18 protein-coding genes are annotated in these 13,852 nt (G+C 51.0%); 4 read left to right on the top strand and 14 right to left on the bottom strand.

The window, feature by feature from the left end:
* The first annotated feature begins 370 nt into the window (after nucleotides 1-370).
* Complete coding sequence (locus AC52W5_RS15345) at nucleotides 371-739, top strand: hypothetical protein (protein WP_495671642.1); 369 nt, start codon at nucleotides 371-373, stop codon at nucleotides 737-739.
* A gap of 59 nt (nucleotides 740-798) precedes the next feature.
* On the opposite strand, the gene AC52W5_RS15340 is transcribed toward AC52W5_RS15345, so the two are convergent.
* The 4 genes from AC52W5_RS15340 to AC52W5_RS15325 form a co-directional block, all read right to left on the bottom strand.
* Complete coding sequence (locus tag AC52W5_RS15340) at nucleotides 799-1,581, bottom strand: N-acyl homoserine lactonase family protein (RefSeq protein ID WP_495671641.1); 783 nt, start codon at nucleotides 1,579-1,581, stop codon at nucleotides 799-801.
* Nucleotides 1,582-1,636: 55 nt separating this feature from the next.
* Nucleotides 1,637-1,882, bottom strand: coding sequence for a hypothetical protein (locus AC52W5_RS15335; protein WP_495671640.1), 246 nt, complete (start codon nucleotides 1,880-1,882; stop codon nucleotides 1,637-1,639).
* Between the two features lie 246 nt (nucleotides 1,883-2,128).
* A complete protein-coding gene (locus tag AC52W5_RS15330) occupies nucleotides 2,129-3,109 on the bottom strand; it encodes a bile acid:sodium symporter family protein (protein WP_495671639.1) in 981 nt (326 codons plus the stop codon).
* A 37-nt stretch (nucleotides 3,110-3,146) separates the two neighbouring features.
* Nucleotides 3,147-3,851, bottom strand: a complete 705-nt coding sequence (locus tag AC52W5_RS15325; protein ID WP_495671638.1) for a class I SAM-dependent methyltransferase — start codon at nucleotides 3,849-3,851, stop codon at nucleotides 3,147-3,149.
* A 358-nt stretch (nucleotides 3,852-4,209) separates the two neighbouring features.
* On the opposite strand from AC52W5_RS15325, the gene AC52W5_RS15320 reads away from it, so the two are divergent.
* Entirely contained in the window at nucleotides 4,210-4,929 is a 720-nt protein-coding gene (locus tag AC52W5_RS15320; RefSeq protein WP_495671637.1) for a hypothetical protein, read from the top strand.
* A 40-nt stretch (nucleotides 4,930-4,969) separates the two neighbouring features.
* Here the strand turns inward: AC52W5_RS15320 and AC52W5_RS15315 are convergent, their stop codons facing one another.
* Both AC52W5_RS15315 and AC52W5_RS15310 read right to left on the bottom strand, forming a co-directional pair.
* Complete coding sequence (locus AC52W5_RS15315; protein WP_495671636.1) at nucleotides 4,970-6,388, bottom strand: ATP-binding protein; 1,419 nt, start codon at nucleotides 6,386-6,388, stop codon at nucleotides 4,970-4,972.
* A 1-nt stretch (nucleotide 6,389) separates the two neighbouring features.
* Nucleotides 6,390-7,091 (bottom strand): response regulator, encoded by a 702-nt coding sequence (locus AC52W5_RS15310; RefSeq protein WP_495671635.1) that lies wholly within the window; start codon nucleotides 7,089-7,091, stop codon nucleotides 6,390-6,392.
* Nucleotides 7,092-7,303: 212 nt separating this feature from the next.
* On the opposite strand from AC52W5_RS15310, the gene AC52W5_RS15305 reads away from it, so the two are divergent.
* Nucleotides 7,304-7,777 (top strand): Spy/CpxP family protein refolding chaperone, encoded by a 474-nt coding sequence (locus AC52W5_RS15305; protein ID WP_081363530.1) that lies wholly within the window; start codon nucleotides 7,304-7,306, stop codon nucleotides 7,775-7,777.
* Between the two features lie 198 nt (nucleotides 7,778-7,975).
* Here AC52W5_RS15305 and AC52W5_RS15300 read toward each other — a convergent pair whose 3' ends face one another.
* From AC52W5_RS15300 to AC52W5_RS15280, 5 genes are all read right to left on the bottom strand, one after another.
* A complete protein-coding gene (locus AC52W5_RS15300) occupies nucleotides 7,976-8,593 on the bottom strand; it encodes a PqiC family protein (RefSeq protein WP_218155122.1) in 618 nt (205 codons plus the stop codon).
* 26 nt (nucleotides 8,594-8,619) lie between these two features.
* Nucleotides 8,620-10,278, bottom strand: a complete 1,659-nt coding sequence (locus AC52W5_RS15295) for a PqiB family protein (RefSeq protein ID WP_495671634.1) — start codon at nucleotides 10,276-10,278, stop codon at nucleotides 8,620-8,622.
* Nucleotides 10,271-10,957 carry a paraquat-inducible protein A gene (locus tag AC52W5_RS15290; RefSeq protein WP_074974452.1) on the bottom strand — a complete coding sequence of 229 codons (687 nt, stop codon included), beginning with the start codon at nucleotides 10,955-10,957 and terminating at the stop codon, nucleotides 10,271-10,273. Before AC52W5_RS15290 ends, AC52W5_RS15295 begins: the two co-directional genes overlap by 8 nt.
* 3 nt (nucleotides 10,958-10,960) lie before the next feature.
* Nucleotides 10,961-11,593 carry a paraquat-inducible protein A gene (locus AC52W5_RS15285; protein ID WP_495671633.1) on the bottom strand — a complete coding sequence of 211 codons (633 nt, stop codon included), beginning with the start codon at nucleotides 11,591-11,593 and terminating at the stop codon, nucleotides 10,961-10,963.
* Between the two features lie 207 nt (nucleotides 11,594-11,800).
* The gene (locus AC52W5_RS15280; protein WP_495671632.1) at nucleotides 11,801-11,971 is read right to left on the bottom strand and encodes a hypothetical protein; all 171 of its coding nucleotides are present in this window, start codon (nucleotides 11,969-11,971) and stop codon (nucleotides 11,801-11,803) included.
* A gap of 150 nt (nucleotides 11,972-12,121) precedes the next feature.
* Here AC52W5_RS15280 and AC52W5_RS15275 point away from each other — a divergent pair, with 150 nt between their 5' ends.
* A complete protein-coding gene (locus AC52W5_RS15275) occupies nucleotides 12,122-12,334 on the top strand; it encodes a hypothetical protein (RefSeq protein WP_107762899.1) in 213 nt (70 codons plus the stop codon).
* Nucleotides 12,335-12,414: 80 nt separating this feature from the next.
* Here AC52W5_RS15275 and AC52W5_RS15270 read toward each other — a convergent pair whose 3' ends face one another.
* The 3 genes from AC52W5_RS15270 to AC52W5_RS15260 all read right to left on the bottom strand — a co-directional run bounded on the left by AC52W5_RS15270 (nucleotide 12,415) and on the right by AC52W5_RS15260 (nucleotide 13,694).
* The gene (locus AC52W5_RS15270; RefSeq protein ID WP_495671631.1) at nucleotides 12,415-13,071 is read right to left on the bottom strand and encodes a hypothetical protein; all 657 of its coding nucleotides are present in this window, start codon (nucleotides 13,069-13,071) and stop codon (nucleotides 12,415-12,417) included.
* Nucleotides 13,023-13,448, bottom strand: coding sequence for a sulfite exporter TauE/SafE family protein (locus tag AC52W5_RS15265; RefSeq protein ID WP_495671630.1), 426 nt, complete (start codon nucleotides 13,446-13,448; stop codon nucleotides 13,023-13,025). The genes AC52W5_RS15270 and AC52W5_RS15265 overlap by 49 nt, the downstream gene beginning before the upstream one ends.
* Nucleotides 13,449-13,562: 114 nt before the next feature.
* A complete protein-coding gene (locus AC52W5_RS15260; RefSeq protein ID WP_495671629.1) occupies nucleotides 13,563-13,694 on the bottom strand; it encodes a hypothetical protein in 132 nt (43 codons plus the stop codon).
* Nucleotides 13,695-13,852: the final 158 nt, after the last annotated feature.

The following is a 13,852-nucleotide window of genomic DNA, read 5'->3' as shown; positions in this document are numbered from 1 at the left end:
CCACCCCCGTCATAAGGATTACCGGCTTCATTATAAACCACTGATATTCTGTGTCTTGTCTTAAGACACTTTAAACATAAAATAGTTGACAAAATAGCTATGATTCCTTATAATTTCTTCACAAATAAAGAATAATCGGTGTTTGATCCGCTTTGATTCTGTTTTGATCCAGTTTTACCTCCAAATTTCAGGCGAAGTTGTCCGAAATTCTGATCTACCCTACTCCCCTGTTTTTTGTATTTCACTGTTTTTTGTAATCTTTTCGCTATCTTTTGGCATTAACTGCATTGATTTTAAAGGAAAGCGCAACGTGACAACAAGGAGAATTTTCGCGGTTTTATCCTTCGGTTTACTGGCTGCATGTGCGCAAATGAGCCCACATGAGGCCGTCCAGAACACGAATATTCGCAGGGTGGCGCAGAACGCCAGGACTCCCAGTGATCATGATGCGCTGAGCAAGTATTTTGAGAATGCGGCCAAGGAAATGCAAACCAAGGCTGACGAGCAAAAAAAATTACTCGAGCATTATGAAGAGAAGGGTTATCTCTATGGACGCCAGGCGCAGGATTTGAAGTCGCATACCGCAGCTCTCCTTCACAAATACGAAGCAAATGTGGATGAGAACATCAGGGCAGCTGCCGCCCACCGGCAAATGGCGATAGAGCAGGCGAAACGTGAATTTGCCACACGTGAAGGGCAGGTTGTGAACGCAGAGAGTCGTGCGCACTCCTCGAAGTAAGCAGAGGGCGCAGTAAAAACATCAGGAATCACCTTGCCGCGGTCCGTGAACCGTCTTTTTCAGTCTCTCCAGGCGGGGAAACGCGGCAAGCTCAGGAAAAAATCCATATCATGATTAGGCCAGAGCTGGCCCTTTTCCCTGCTCTCCAGCGCCTTTAACTTGCGGATGCTGGCCAGCGCCAGAAACGCGTTATCCTGCCAGCAGTACCCCGGCGCAATTTCCTCCACCAGATTCTCCCTCAGATCGGCAGCGTCTCCACACAGGATGACTGGTGGCCCCTTTTGAAGCTCGATGAAGAGCGACATATGTCCAGCCGTGTGTCCAGGACTGCTGATCGCATGCACTCCCGGTGCGACGAGATATTCGCCTGTCTTGATTTCCCACTGATTTGAGCTGACCAACTCGTCGGCAAAAACGCTTCCATCCGCTCCCGTGCGCGCCGCATCAAGCTCATCCGCCTGGACATGGACAGTGCAACCTGGCAAATCATGGAGCCCCCCGATGTGATCGAAGTGTAAATGGCCTATGAACACGATGTCCACATCCTGTGGCCCGAGGCCCAGTTTCTTCAGATAACGGGGAATACGCTGCCCTTCCTGCATGTTGGGCGGTTCAACCAGAGGGCGCATGGGATCAAAATGACGTGCGCGCAAGATAGGATCGGAAATCTTGCGGTAGTCGCAGCCCGTATCATATAGGATGCGTCCGTTCGACGTTTCGATCAAATAAGCAAGAATGGGCGCCGCGATAAACTCCCCATGCCCACGGTTACGCGTCGAAATGGTCTTTTCATAACGGATCGTTCCCGTCAGCAACGGCCAGACCTTTATGGTACGAGGCATATCGTTTCGTCACGTGGATCATCTCAGCTGCGAGATGAAAGTAAATCGCCGGCAGCTAATAATCACCCTGCTGAGAGGATGCCTCTTCCGAGTGGCCGGAACGATGTCCAATACCGGATATCAGATGAGCGGAAAAATTCATGGCGAAAGGCACGAACAGCATGGCTGCGAGCAGCACCAGAAGCGCGACGGGGCTGCCCATGGCGATTTCCCCCCTCGCCATTTTTCGGAAGAACCACACGACCAGTAGAAAGAAACCTGCCAGAACGAGGATGGCGGTCGTTACAAAGCCGCTATCCATCTATCACTGTCCCCTCAGCTCGCTCTGTCTGCACTTGATGAGCACTATGGGTGGAAAAGGAGTTATTGCTAGGCTATGAGAGGAACAAAGGCCGTGATTGGCTTAGGAACATGGGAGCGTTTAATTTGCTCCGGCCACAAGCCAATGCGACCTTTGAGAAAGCTATTGTATATGACACCGATCCTATCCGCAATTGGCCGGAAACACTGTTTTCCGAAGGCCCCGGCCTCCGTCACGAAAATAGCACTATTCCTCCTGCCGCACGGAGATTGCCAGCGGTACAGGCGGAATGAACTCTTCCTGGGCTGGAGCAGGGTTTTGACGCCACAATGCCGCGAGCACACTGCCCAATAGCGAATGCATTACGGCGGAAACCGCCCCAACGACGGGTGCAAGCGGCAACAATGGAAAAGCCTGTTTGGCCAGCACGACGGCAAGTCCCGAGTTTTGCATCCCCACCTCGATTGCAATCGTGCGTGCGCTGTTACCATGATAGCCAAACAGGCGGGCAAAATAATAACCGAACAGAAAGCCTGCCCCATGCAATAGCGCAGTCGCCAGGATAAGCTCTCCGCTATAGGCAAGAATAGCCTCTGCATTGGCGGCAAATATCACTGTGCAGATAAAAACCACGCCCGCCACTGAAAGCAGCGGAGCAACCGGCAGAACCCGCATGACCAGGCGAGGTGCCCACCGGTTGAGCAGCACGCCCAGAAAGACAGGGATAATCACGACTTGAAAGGTCTGCTTGAACAACAGCCAGGCATCGACCGGCACGAGAGCGCCCGCGAAAAGCTGGATCAGCAAGGGTGTAAGCACAACGGCTGCGAGCGTGGAGCAGACTGTCATGACGACCGAAAGCGCGACATCGGCGCCGGCGATGTAGCTGATCAGGTTTGAAGCGGTACCACCCGGAGCGCACCCCACCAGGATGAGTCCCACCGCGAAATGAGGCGGCAGGCTCAACGCCTGGGCTACTATCCAGGCCGTCAAGGGCATGATGGAATACTGCGCAGCGAAGCCGATGGCTACCGCTCGCGGGCTCCGCGCGATGCGGCGAAAATCTTCTACGGATAGCGTAAGCCCCATGCCCAGCATAATGCAGGCAAGAACCGCAACCATCAGGGGGCCCTGGTTGAACGAAGCCAATGTCTGTGGCGCATACAAGGCAAACAGCCCCGAGAGAATCATCCAGAGGGGGAACAAAAGGGTCAACTTCTGCAACATGGAGCTGGTATCCTGGTATGGCTGCTTATAGCTGCTATCAGTCGTTTCGCGAAAATAGAAGCGTATGATGTTGTGCGTGACGGCTGATCAGCCGGGTAGAACGAAGCCCCGCTTCTCCGGCCATTCTTCGCAGAGTGGAAAGGCATTCAGGATAATCGTGATCGCGAACGTGCGCGCATGCTTCTTCCAGCTGCTCCGGCGGCACGCTCGTCCACTTTTCCCGCATGAAATTGAGATAACCTTCCAGAAAATCCTCCCGAGCCTCATTTTCTTCACGCACCACATCCACCAGTATCAGCCCGCCTTCTTTTGAGAGGCAGCGTGCCGCTGCCCGGAAAAACCGCGCCTTTTCATCCAGACTCAGATGATGAATGGCAAACCCGGAGAAAATAACGTCCCACGTCTGATTCACAGACTCAATGGTTTGCAGGAGTTCCCCTTGGGTCAGCCTGGTTTCTCCTGGCAATCCTGCGAGGTACTCCCTCGCCTCCGTCAATGCAGTCTCGGACAAATCCACGCCTTCGTATATCAAAGGAGGAGAGCGTTTCAGGCAAGGCGCAAGATAACGGGCGTTGCCACAGCCGAGATCCAGCAGGCGATACTCTCCCCGATCAGCACGCGACCTCAAAAGCTCCCCAACCCCGACATAGATCTCGCGGTGAAACATGTAGTTATGCTCTGTGATCAGATCATAGAGCGACCAGGATCGGGTGAAGATGGCGACAGGTTCAGCGGATAGCATGACTCGGGAAGACTCGTTGCGATGGTAAAATTTCGACCGATTTTCACAATAGACGGAAGAATCTCTTTATTTTAACCTTTTGAAAATGCATTGGCGACGACCAACTCTTGAAGACACCTTCGCACCGGCACGCTCATACCCGCATTTTTACTAAAATATAATGGGAACCTGCGATAAAGCCGCAATGGAGAGGCGAAACGGGTCCTCCAGGGTATCCGGATACAAAAATGCATGTAAGATCGATGGGGAATTTTGGAGTCGCCCAAATAGGAAAGAGAGCGAATGCCTGGATATGAGTGGTGAACACTGAGTGCAGAGTCTGCGGGAGGCGTCGCTTTCTTGATTACGAGGAAATGAAATGAACATACCAGCTGGATTCGATAAAGAAGCGTTGCGATACGTAGCCGCTGCTCTTGAGACGGAGTCAAAAACTGTTGAAGTAAACAACGGGACAGATTATCCATGCCATCCAGAGAGCGCCCCTGCGCAGGCGGCTCGCTTTATCCGGGCTGTCATTGCCGACGCCCCGAAGTCTCCCGTTCATTCAATTGCACCTGAACCATTCCACGCCGAGAGCCCTCCTGATCAGGAGGACCAGAGCATGGACTGGTGGCAAGATGCCATCAAAAATGCATTGGAGGCTGAGCACGAGCATTATCAGGAACGGAAGGAGAACGCTTCGACACTGCAAACACAGGACAGCGAGCGTGAAATGTGGGAGCTTGCAAGCGAGCGGGACGATGCTACGGAATGGGCTGATAAACTGGCTTATGCGATAGCGGAACGTCTTGGTGTCGATATTGGTGAGATCAGCAACGCAAGCAATCCATGGCAGAAGGCGCTGGATTATTGCGAAATGCCAGCTCAGGAGATTGATCCTCACGAGCACATGATAAGACACATTGCTTCTCATGATAAGTTGAATGCTAGTGATGCTAATGACAAACTCAGGAGAGCGGCTGAGGAAGTTGTTAACTTCCTGGATATGGACGTTAACGAGGAGCAGCTGGTAGATGGATTGAAGCTACTTGAAGGCGCTATTGAAAACCTCCGCGACGCACTGGAGGAGAAATCATGAAAATCGAGTAACTGTCAGATGAAGTCGCGACTACTACACCTTATTCTTCTGCATACAGAATATTCCTGCCACTGTCTTGATTCAAATTTTCACCAGACCTTATGGACGGCAAGTGAATCTGAATACTGAGTCCTTCATCCGGCTCGTTTCTCGCTACGATTTTTCCGCCATATAGCCGAACAGCCCGATCAGCGATGGCAAGCCCAAGCCCGTTTCCACCTGTCGAGCGATCCCGGGCTTCTTCCAACCTGACAAAGGGTTGAAAAAGATGAGGCAGCATGTCTTCAGGTGCACCCGGGCCGTGATCCCGAACCTGAACAACAATTCCATCACGACAGGCTGTATCTCCCAGCATGCTTATTTCAACTGCCGTAGCAGGTTTTGTATATTTGATGGCATTGCGTACAACGTTTTCTATCGCGCTGTGCAAAAGCCGGGGACTTCCCCATACGACCGCTGGGAAAGTATCCCTTAATTCTATCCGGCAGCCCATAGCTGATGCTTCGAATTGCGCATCCTCCACGAGTTCTTCAAGCAGTTCCCGTATGTCCACCTTTTCGGCATGATCGGAATCCACCCCTGCTTCCAGGCGGGAGAGTTCGAGTAGATGGCCGATGAGCTCATTCAAACGTTCTATTTCCGCCTCCATGCGGTTCAATTCCTTTTCAGCCTGCCCGCCTGACCGCTGCCGCGCAAGCTCCAGCGCAGCCTGTAGCCTTGCGAGAGGAGAACGAAGCTCATGTGAGGCATCGCTCAGCAATTGCCGCTGCGCGCCAAATACCCTCTCGAGTCGCTCGGTCATCTTGTCAAATGCACTTGCCAGTTCCCCGATCTCGTCGCGCCGGCCAGCCATGGAGGGAACAACGCGCTGTGCCAGATCGCCGTTCGCGATATGCTGCGCAGCATACCGTAAACGTTCGAGCGGAAAAGTGAGATAGCGACCAAGCAGCAGGCAGATCAACGCGCTTAGCAGCGCAGCAATAGCTACGGGAAGCGCAATCACTCGCGGGCGTTGCAATATCCTGCGCAAGGTGATGCTTTGGAAATCGGGAGCCATGTAATAAAGACTTCCATCTGCAAGGCGTATGGGCTGATGGTGCGGATATCCTCTCCTGTTCATGCGATTGGGATGCTGTCGCCGCCGCTCCAGCCTTGATGCGATATCAGGAGGAATTTCCCGATCGAGCAGATCGCGACCTGTCTCATCGATCAGGAAAATAGGAATTACTTCACTCCGATCCAGGTAGTCTAGCCATTCCTTGAGGCCTTCAACACCCTTCTCCCTTGCGGCCGTTCGCCCCTGATCAAAATATTCCGATAGACGCTCACGCATCTTCCCGGCATCCTGCTGTACCCGGTTATGTTCGAGATAGCTGGAAGCAGCAAACAGGAGTAGCGCGGTGAAAATAATCAGCGTGAACCAGAAAGACAGGAATATTTTCCAGAAGAGCCTGTGCATGTCAGTTTCGTGAATAAATATAACCGACACCCCGCACCGTCTTGATGCGTTCCTGCCCATCCGGCATTGACCCCAGTTTTTTACGAAGACTGCTTACATGCACGTCCAGGCTGCGGTCATAACGGCTCAATTTCCGGCCAAGTGCGCGCTCGGACAAATCTGCCTTCGATACGACATTGCCGGCTTCCCGTAACAGTACATCCAGCAAGCTGAATTCAGTGCTCGTCACAAATACCGGGTTGTTGCCGCAGGTAACCGTACGTGAACCAATGTGCATAACAAGATCGTCCAGCATAATCTTGTCAGGCTCACCGCTTCCATTGCGCCGATCACCTTGTATCTCTGCTCTTCTTAAAATTGCGCGAATCCGTGCCACCATTACACGGGGATTGGATGGTTTCGCCAGATAGTCATCCGCCCCGAGTTCAAGACCGACAATACTGTCGATGTCGTTCCCCCTCGCTGTCAGCATCAATACGGGAAGCAGAGATTGCATGCGCAACTCACGTAATACATCAAAACCATTCCGATGCGGCATCATCACATCAAGTATCAACAAGTCATACCGGTTCACCGATATCTTGTTCAGTACCGTGACGCCGTCATAAGCAACATCGACGTCGAAGCCCTCGTCAGTGAAGTAATCCACCAGCATCCCACTCAATTCAATATCGTCATCCGCCAGTAATATGCGCGCCATCATTTCCCCAGATCAGAATCTTGTTTCCGAATGTGGTGCATCTGCCTTCCATGAATATTGCCAAATCAAACCAATCAAATACAGGAACTTCTGGTTTCTTTACATAACTTTACATTCCCATAACCCTAATTGACATTGCTTGATCTTATTCTTATCCAAGCCGTGCACATTCACGGCGCGCATTCTCAAACATCACTATCAAGAGGACTGGCTAAATGAAAACAATCATGAAACTTTCGTTGATCAGCGGGTTATTAGCAAGTGGCATTGTTTTGGCTGATTCACACTCTGATGCTTATCAGAAACATGCCTCATCGAGCTGCCATCACGGTGCAGGCAAAAGTATGGAAGGTAAAAAGACATTCTGGGACAAAATGGCCGAGCGCCTCCAACTTACTACGGAACAACGCGCATCGATTGGAGCAGTTATGGAAAAATCAAGGCCGCAAACCGCAGCCATAAGGGAAAAAATACGAACAAATCGAAAGGAATTACAGGAACTGGCAAGAAATACCCAGGTTGACGATGGTCGAGTACAAGAACTGGCGCGTGAACGAGGAAATCTGGTAGCCGAATTGGTAACTGAGCGCACGAGAACACGCCATGCCATTAACCAGATATTAACTGATGCCCAGCAAGAACAGATGAAACAGATGCGTGAGAAGAACAGGCATCATGGCAAGGGCTAAAGCATAAACGGAAAGCTTCATCTGCAACCCCAGAGGAATGCAGGTCTATATCAATTAGCTCGATATTCATGGAGTCTTGACGGCCAGGCACCAGAACGGCTTGGCCGTCGCAACCCCTAGCAGTTCCTCTAAGTAGTCCTTCTAATATGGAGAAGGGTTGTAACAGAGCAGCGGCCACATCAAAGTCAAGGCGCAAAGTCAAAGCGCTTCTTTCCGCACTGCGCACGTTGGAACACGGCCCATATCCAGCTCGATCACGTTCTTTGAAATGCTTGTGACCACGCTTGTTACTGCGCGTTGCACGCCCTCTACAACACCTTCGACACCTGGGGCGACGGGGTCCGCAATCACCGCATAACAGGCGGCGCTACGAGCATCGGCAGGACGCGTAATCGTCCAACCGAATCTTGCCTTTACGCTGTCATCGATTATTGCGTCGAACTGGCTAAGCTCAATTGCGATTCTGTAGACGATTTGATCGGGAGTACGGCCCCTGTGTGCCTTGTTTACGGCCCCGGTCCAGCTAGCAATACCAGAGGCGAACGCGTCTCGCAGTTCATAGTTGAAGGGTGATGACCAGCGATCTTGTTCAAGGATGAAAAGCTGTGCTTCGGGACCAGAACCTCCGTAACGTACGACCAATTGCGGGCGTGCAAGCCGTTCTGGAACATTGACCGGCAATATGTCAATGAAAATCGGGGTGGACAGATCTCGTGGCAGAGCCTTCATCTCGGAAGGCTCCGGCCCAACCGACAGCGTATAAAACCGCGTCTCCGGAACCGATGCACAGCCAGCGATCAGTGATGCTGATATCATAAAAAATGCGCTTCGCCCAAGAGTCATCATTGTTTATCTTCCCGCTTGCCCCGAATTATCGATTCAGGATGACGCTCCAGATAATCCGTCACAACCCTGAGTGAAATCGCCGCGCGCGACAATTCCTGCAATGTCTGACGTAAGTCCTGCTGCAGAGGCGCCTCTTCGGACAATGTCTGCCCCGCAGCATTTAGAGTCTCATGCACGTCCTTCATTGCCATGGCTATTTCGGGTGCCACATCATTATTCAATTTCTCCGTCAGCTGCCCGGCGCTGTTCAGCGTCCTTTGGAGGGTTTTTAATGACTCCTGTAATTCGCTGCCAATCTGATCGAAAGGTACCTTGTTCAACTTTCGCGCTATCTCGGAAATCTGCGTTTGAGTTTCCTCTGCCGTATTGGGAATGGTGGGTATTGCCAACAGCGCCTGGGAAGCAACTACATCGGCTTTACGCTTTGAAACACCTCCTTTTTTTGTGACGACGCCAGGAAAGAAATCGAAGGCCACATAAAGTTGTCCGGTAAGGAGATCAGCGCTTCGCAACTGCGCGCGCAAGCCGCGATCGATCATGAACTGCAAACGCTGTTGGGCTGTATATGTTGGTTCTTTTCGAAACTGTGCGTATCTCCGGCCCAGGCGCTCCGGATAAACCTGAACCAGGACTGGCATAGTGAATTCGCGCAGCTTGGGGTCATAATCAATGCCTATCGATTTAACCTGTCCCAATACCAGTCCCCGGAAACTCACTTCTGCACCCGGTCTTAGACCACGGAGGGATTGTTTGAAATCAAGCAATATTATTTGCGCCTCGCCATCCGGCTCCTTTAATGCTTCAGTCTGATTCTCAGCCAGGATAAAGGCCATGTCCTCTTTGGCGAGAGTGCCGGGATTGTCATCAGGGGATTGGAAGGAAAGACCGCCAAACAGAACAGTATCCATTGATTGCGACCTGATCTTTAACCCATCGGCATTAAGCTGCACATCGAAGCCGCTGGCGTGCCAGAAGCGGGTATTGATACCCACAAATCTGTCATAGGGCGAGTTAATGAATATCCGCATGATAATGCCTTTGCCATTTTCATCCAGATCATATGCGGTCACTTGCCCTACTTTGATCCCATGGAAATAGACAGGCGAACCTATATCCACCGAGCCGATATCGGCCGCATGTAAAAAATACTGCTTTCCGGAAGCACCGCGGGTAACTATTGGCGGCGTCTCAAGTCCCATAAATTTGTTTGCCTGCTCGGCTGAAATGCCCTCATCCGCTCCGATGTAGGTGCCTGATACCAGGGTCGCAAGCCCGGACACTTGCAAACCTGAGATACGTGGACGCACGACCCAGAAACGGCTGTCGGCTGCGGTGAAACTTTGGGCTTCCTTCTTCAATCGCACGGTTACCGAAACGTGAGTGCGATCTTCGCTGAGCGCGATTGACTGAACGGTGCCGATCTCGACTTCTTTATACTTGACCTTGGTTTTGCCTGCCTCGAGTCCTTCGCCGGAGAGGAATGTAATGGTGATCGCAGGACCGCGCTGAATCCAGGCCTGAACCAGAAGCGAAACCCCGATAACCACGGCAAGTATCGGAACCAGCCAGATTAACGAGGAAACCCAGTTTCGCTGACCCACCTTCTTTGGCAAAGGAACGCCTTGCGCGGGCTCACCCGCCTCGTCTTCATTCATGTGATCTTCCGGGCTCATGTTCGGTCACGTCCCACATCAAACGGGGGTCAAAGCTGATCGAAGCAAGCATGGTCAGTACCACCACTGCGGCAAAGGCAGCGATACCCTCCCCCGGGTGCACCGTGGCAAAGCCTTTGATCTGTATGAGTCCGGTCATCAGCGTTACTACAAAAACATCCAGCATCGACCAGCGGCCAATTACCGCGATAACGCGATAAAGTTTCGCTCGTAGCAAGAGGTGCCGCTTACTGTGGTCTTGTACCGCGATCAATAGCTGAGTAAGGACCGCCAGCTTGAATAAAGGCACGAGAAAGCTGGCAGTAAAAACAATAAGTGCCAATCCCCAGGAACCTGAATTCCAGAAATAAATGATGCCACTCATGATCGTGTCTTGCTGTTCCTTTCCGAGGAAAGGAACAGTGATCATGACCGGTAATATATTGGCCGGGACATACATTATGTAGGCGGCGATCACTAAAGCCCAGGTGCGGCGGAGACTGTCAGGTTTACGCAGGTGCAATCCTGCACCGCAGCGGCCGCAACGGTCATGAGCCTTTACATCTTCCCATAAGGTCGCACAATGAGGACATGACACCATGCCCAGCTTCGCCGCAGTCTTTACGGACACTCCGCTATCCGGCGGCTGACTGGCTGGTTGAACGGTTCTATTTGCTGGCACGCTTTATTTCCCCTGTTCCTTGTAGCCACATCTGCTGATATAGAGACAGCGCGGGTCAAACGAAAACACCGCGGTCAGCAGGAAAGCAAGAGCACCAAATGCCCACAGCGCAACGCCAGGCAGTACGGTCGCCATACTCGTCAGTTTGACGAACGCAACGATGACACCGAGCAGAAATACCTCCACCATTACCCATGGTCGCAAGAGCTGGATCAGGCGTCCCGATAAATTAAACGTTGTTGGGTGTCCGAATCTTCTAGATCTGATGGGGAAGGTAAGCAAATAAATCAAAGCTAGAAGTTGAATCAAGGGAAACAGAATTGTTGTAGCCAACACCAACAATGCCACGAAGAGCATCCCCTCACCTCTCAAGGAACGGACCGAGCCTATAAGCGTTGCTTGGCTGAACAAACCATTCCGCAGTTCCAGTTCAAGGATCGGAAAGACGTTTGCAATGAGATACATACATAAGCCGGCGATCGCCAGTGGTAAAACATGCTTGCGCTGAGTACGCCTGTCGCGCTCCAGCTCGGCGCCACAACGACGGCAGAATGCGACTTCGCTGCGGCCCAGCGGTAATCTGCGGTAAACCGCATCGCATTCTTCACAGGCAATCAAGTCAGGTACTTCCCGCATGGTTAATTTATTGAGGATTGTCTTTCATTCATACAATGCGGACTCCAAACGCCATTCCTGAATGATGATTTCTCGGAGTCGACATATCCTATTTATATACTGTAGTAGTTAATCTGATGGCTTGCACCGGCGCCGATGAGGGATCAAACGGGCGGACCGGATGATAGATCGCGCCAGCTTTTATCCAGGGATGACCAGACCAATTCCTCAAGAAGAAGCCGGATGAAAATGTTGATAGGGCATGATCCCCACAAACGAATAGAGGTATAGAGGCGCGGCAAGTCGGAAACTGATGATTATCAGCTCTACCAGGCCTTGAGTCATCTTGAGTACGTCGAGACCGAGATCGCCTTGAATTACCGCCTTATTCAGCACCATCGGATAGATCGTTTCCTTTCTCCAGCGCGTCAGTCAAGCCATGCTCAATCGTTAATTTCAAATGTTGGCCCCGTGAAGCTTCACCATCTGCATTAATACTGCAATAAACCGCCGTCAAAATAGGAGCTTCGATACAACCGGGAAGGAGTTATGCCTAACTACGCCGTCTATATGAGAATGCATACAGGACATGTCAAACGAGTAAGAAACTTTTTCAGCAACTATCCCCACGATCTTTTGAAGCGCTATTTCCATCAAGGATCACTCACAGGCTTTCCAGAAAATACCGTATTCTGGATAAACCCTGAAGGCCCTAGTATCGGCTTTGCGCCGCGCCCTGAAGTACGAAAAGCAGCCGATTAAGAAAAGACAGAAACAAAAAAACTGACTGAGTCAGGATCTGGTTTCAAAATGAGCATTGCTCAGTCGCCCTGCTGACGCTCTCAGCCGAACTCGATTTTCTTAATCAAACGGTTTTGCCCATCAAAATAATAGACCTCATAGGATATCGAGGTCAAAGCATAGACTTTTTCGATAACGACTTTTGCGGCTCCCTCCTGCATGGACTGGACGTAGTGTTGTCGTTCGAGCGAAAGAGATGACAGGGGAACGACTTTTTCGAACTCTAATCCTCTGTTGTAATGAAACTCCACCGAATAGATCAATTTCTTCCAGGTCAATCTGGCCTCTAGTTCTTCAGCCAGAAAAATCACTCTAAGATGAGGATCATTTGCAAGTTGGATATGAACAACCGCGCTGTTCAGCATCAATACGCCAGAGATCACCATGGCGCTGTAGCCAGCCCGCATGAATAACCCTCTAGATACCCTGGGCAAGACGAATTTCATGAAGCTAGAGGATAGAACGGCAGCTAGCGCAACTATCAGGCCGATTCCTATGGCTTTTAGCTGAAACAAACCCAATGCGGCATAAAGATAAAGCTTGATCAAATGCAATAAAACTTCATTCGCAGCACGGGTTGCAATAATTTCATGACTGTCCAGCCCGTAGCGAAAATAAAAACGGTTAAACAGGACACCCACCGCACCGGTCAAACCAGAAATAAACCAGCCAGAAAACCGACCATTCTGAGCTGCCATGGTGGAATAGGAGACAATACGGCGTGCTTTCGTTCCTGTTTTCTAAAAAGCCAGGGAAGATTAGAGATAAGAAATATGCTCATGCACAACTCTAGATACATCGGCTCCAGATAACTTAGCATTTCTACGCCTAAAACCACTCCTACCATAGCTGTTGGCAAAAACAGTTTAGCCATATCCCAACGAATGGCTTTAAAAAATATCCAGATTCTGGAAAATGAGCTTGTTACGGATCCGAGAGTAAGTGCGGCTGGAACCTGATTTACTGGAAGAGAATAGCCAAGGATAGGAATCAGTAATAATCCGGCGCCCCCTCCACAAAATGCGCTAAGTGAAAATGCCAGGAAAGCGGCGAGAAAGAGGTAGAGATACACCATAGTGAAAGAAGCGGTAAAGGGACGGGCTGGGCTTAAGCTAAGTGTAGTACGATCACGTAATTCACGGACGGGTGAGGATCATCATATGGTTTCCAGTTCCACCTGACGCAGGCGTCATACCGATATAACTGGAGTTACTTCGAGCAGCTTATCGAGTGCCACGCGCTGATTGTTGGTGAGCGGTGTGGCCAATAGCTTGAAGACTCCCCGCTCAGCTTCCGGGTAGAGCGCTAGTCTTAATGTCACATAATTCCACTAGCTATCTTTCGTATGGATAAGCCACCTGTAGTAGCCCCCAATTGAACCGGACACAGATGCACTGATGACAGGAGATAGGCATATGCCTGGTGCTATGCATAGTGCTTCGGGTTTTGAACGTATTGAAGTAGTAACCGGTGTTGAGC

Source organism: Nitrosospira sp. CT (assembly GCF_059489795.1).
The sequence above is the reverse complement of the archived record's forward strand: the minus strand, read 5'-3'. Positions and strand labels throughout refer to the sequence as shown.

What these genes read in the sequence shown, in the direction of transcription:
- AC52W5_RS15345 (WP_495671642.1), top strand. Translation starts at nt 371, where the DNA reads ATGAGCCCACATGAGGCCGTCCAGAACACGAATATTCGCAGGGTGGCG.
- AC52W5_RS15340 (WP_495671641.1), bottom strand. Translation starts at nt 1,581, where the DNA reads ATGCCTCGTACCATAAAGGTCTGGCCGTTGCTGACGGGAACGATCCGT.
- AC52W5_RS15335 (WP_495671640.1), bottom strand. Translation starts at nt 1,882, where the DNA reads ATGGATAGCGGCTTTGTAACGACCGCCATCCTCGTTCTGGCAGGTTTC.
- AC52W5_RS15330 (WP_495671639.1), bottom strand. Translation starts at nt 3,109, where the DNA reads ATGTTGCAGAAGTTGACCCTTTTGTTCCCCCTCTGGATGATTCTCTCG.
- AC52W5_RS15325 (WP_495671638.1), bottom strand. Translation starts at nt 3,851, where the DNA reads ATGCTATCCGCTGAACCTGTCGCCATCTTCACCCGATCCTGGTCGCTC.
- AC52W5_RS15320 (WP_495671637.1), top strand. Translation starts at nt 4,210, where the DNA reads ATGAACATACCAGCTGGATTCGATAAAGAAGCGTTGCGATACGTAGCC.
- AC52W5_RS15315 (WP_495671636.1), bottom strand. Translation starts at nt 6,388, where the DNA reads ATGCACAGGCTCTTCTGGAAAATATTCCTGTCTTTCTGGTTCACGCTG.
- AC52W5_RS15310 (WP_495671635.1), bottom strand. Translation starts at nt 7,091, where the DNA reads ATGATGGCGCGCATATTACTGGCGGATGACGATATTGAATTGAGTGGG.
- AC52W5_RS15305 (WP_081363530.1), top strand. Translation starts at nt 7,304, where the DNA reads ATGAAAACAATCATGAAACTTTCGTTGATCAGCGGGTTATTAGCAAGT.
- AC52W5_RS15300 (WP_218155122.1), bottom strand. Translation starts at nt 8,593, where the DNA reads ATGATATCAGCATCACTGATCGCTGGCTGTGCATCGGTTCCGGAGACG.
- AC52W5_RS15295 (WP_495671634.1), bottom strand. Translation starts at nt 10,278, where the DNA reads ATGAATGAAGACGAGGCGGGTGAGCCCGCGCAAGGCGTTCCTTTGCCA.
- AC52W5_RS15285 (WP_495671633.1), bottom strand. Translation starts at nt 11,593, where the DNA reads ATGCGGGAAGTACCTGACTTGATTGCCTGTGAAGAATGCGATGCGGTT.
- AC52W5_RS15280 (WP_495671632.1), bottom strand. Translation starts at nt 11,971, where the DNA reads ATGGTGCTGAATAAGGCGGTAATTCAAGGCGATCTCGGTCTCGACGTA.
- AC52W5_RS15275 (WP_107762899.1), top strand. Translation starts at nt 12,122, where the DNA reads ATGCCTAACTACGCCGTCTATATGAGAATGCATACAGGACATGTCAAA.
- AC52W5_RS15270 (WP_495671631.1), bottom strand. Translation starts at nt 13,071, where the DNA reads ATGGCAGCTCAGAATGGTCGGTTTTCTGGCTGGTTTATTTCTGGTTTG.
- AC52W5_RS15265 (WP_495671630.1), bottom strand. Translation starts at nt 13,448, where the DNA reads ATGGTGTATCTCTACCTCTTTCTCGCCGCTTTCCTGGCATTTTCACTT.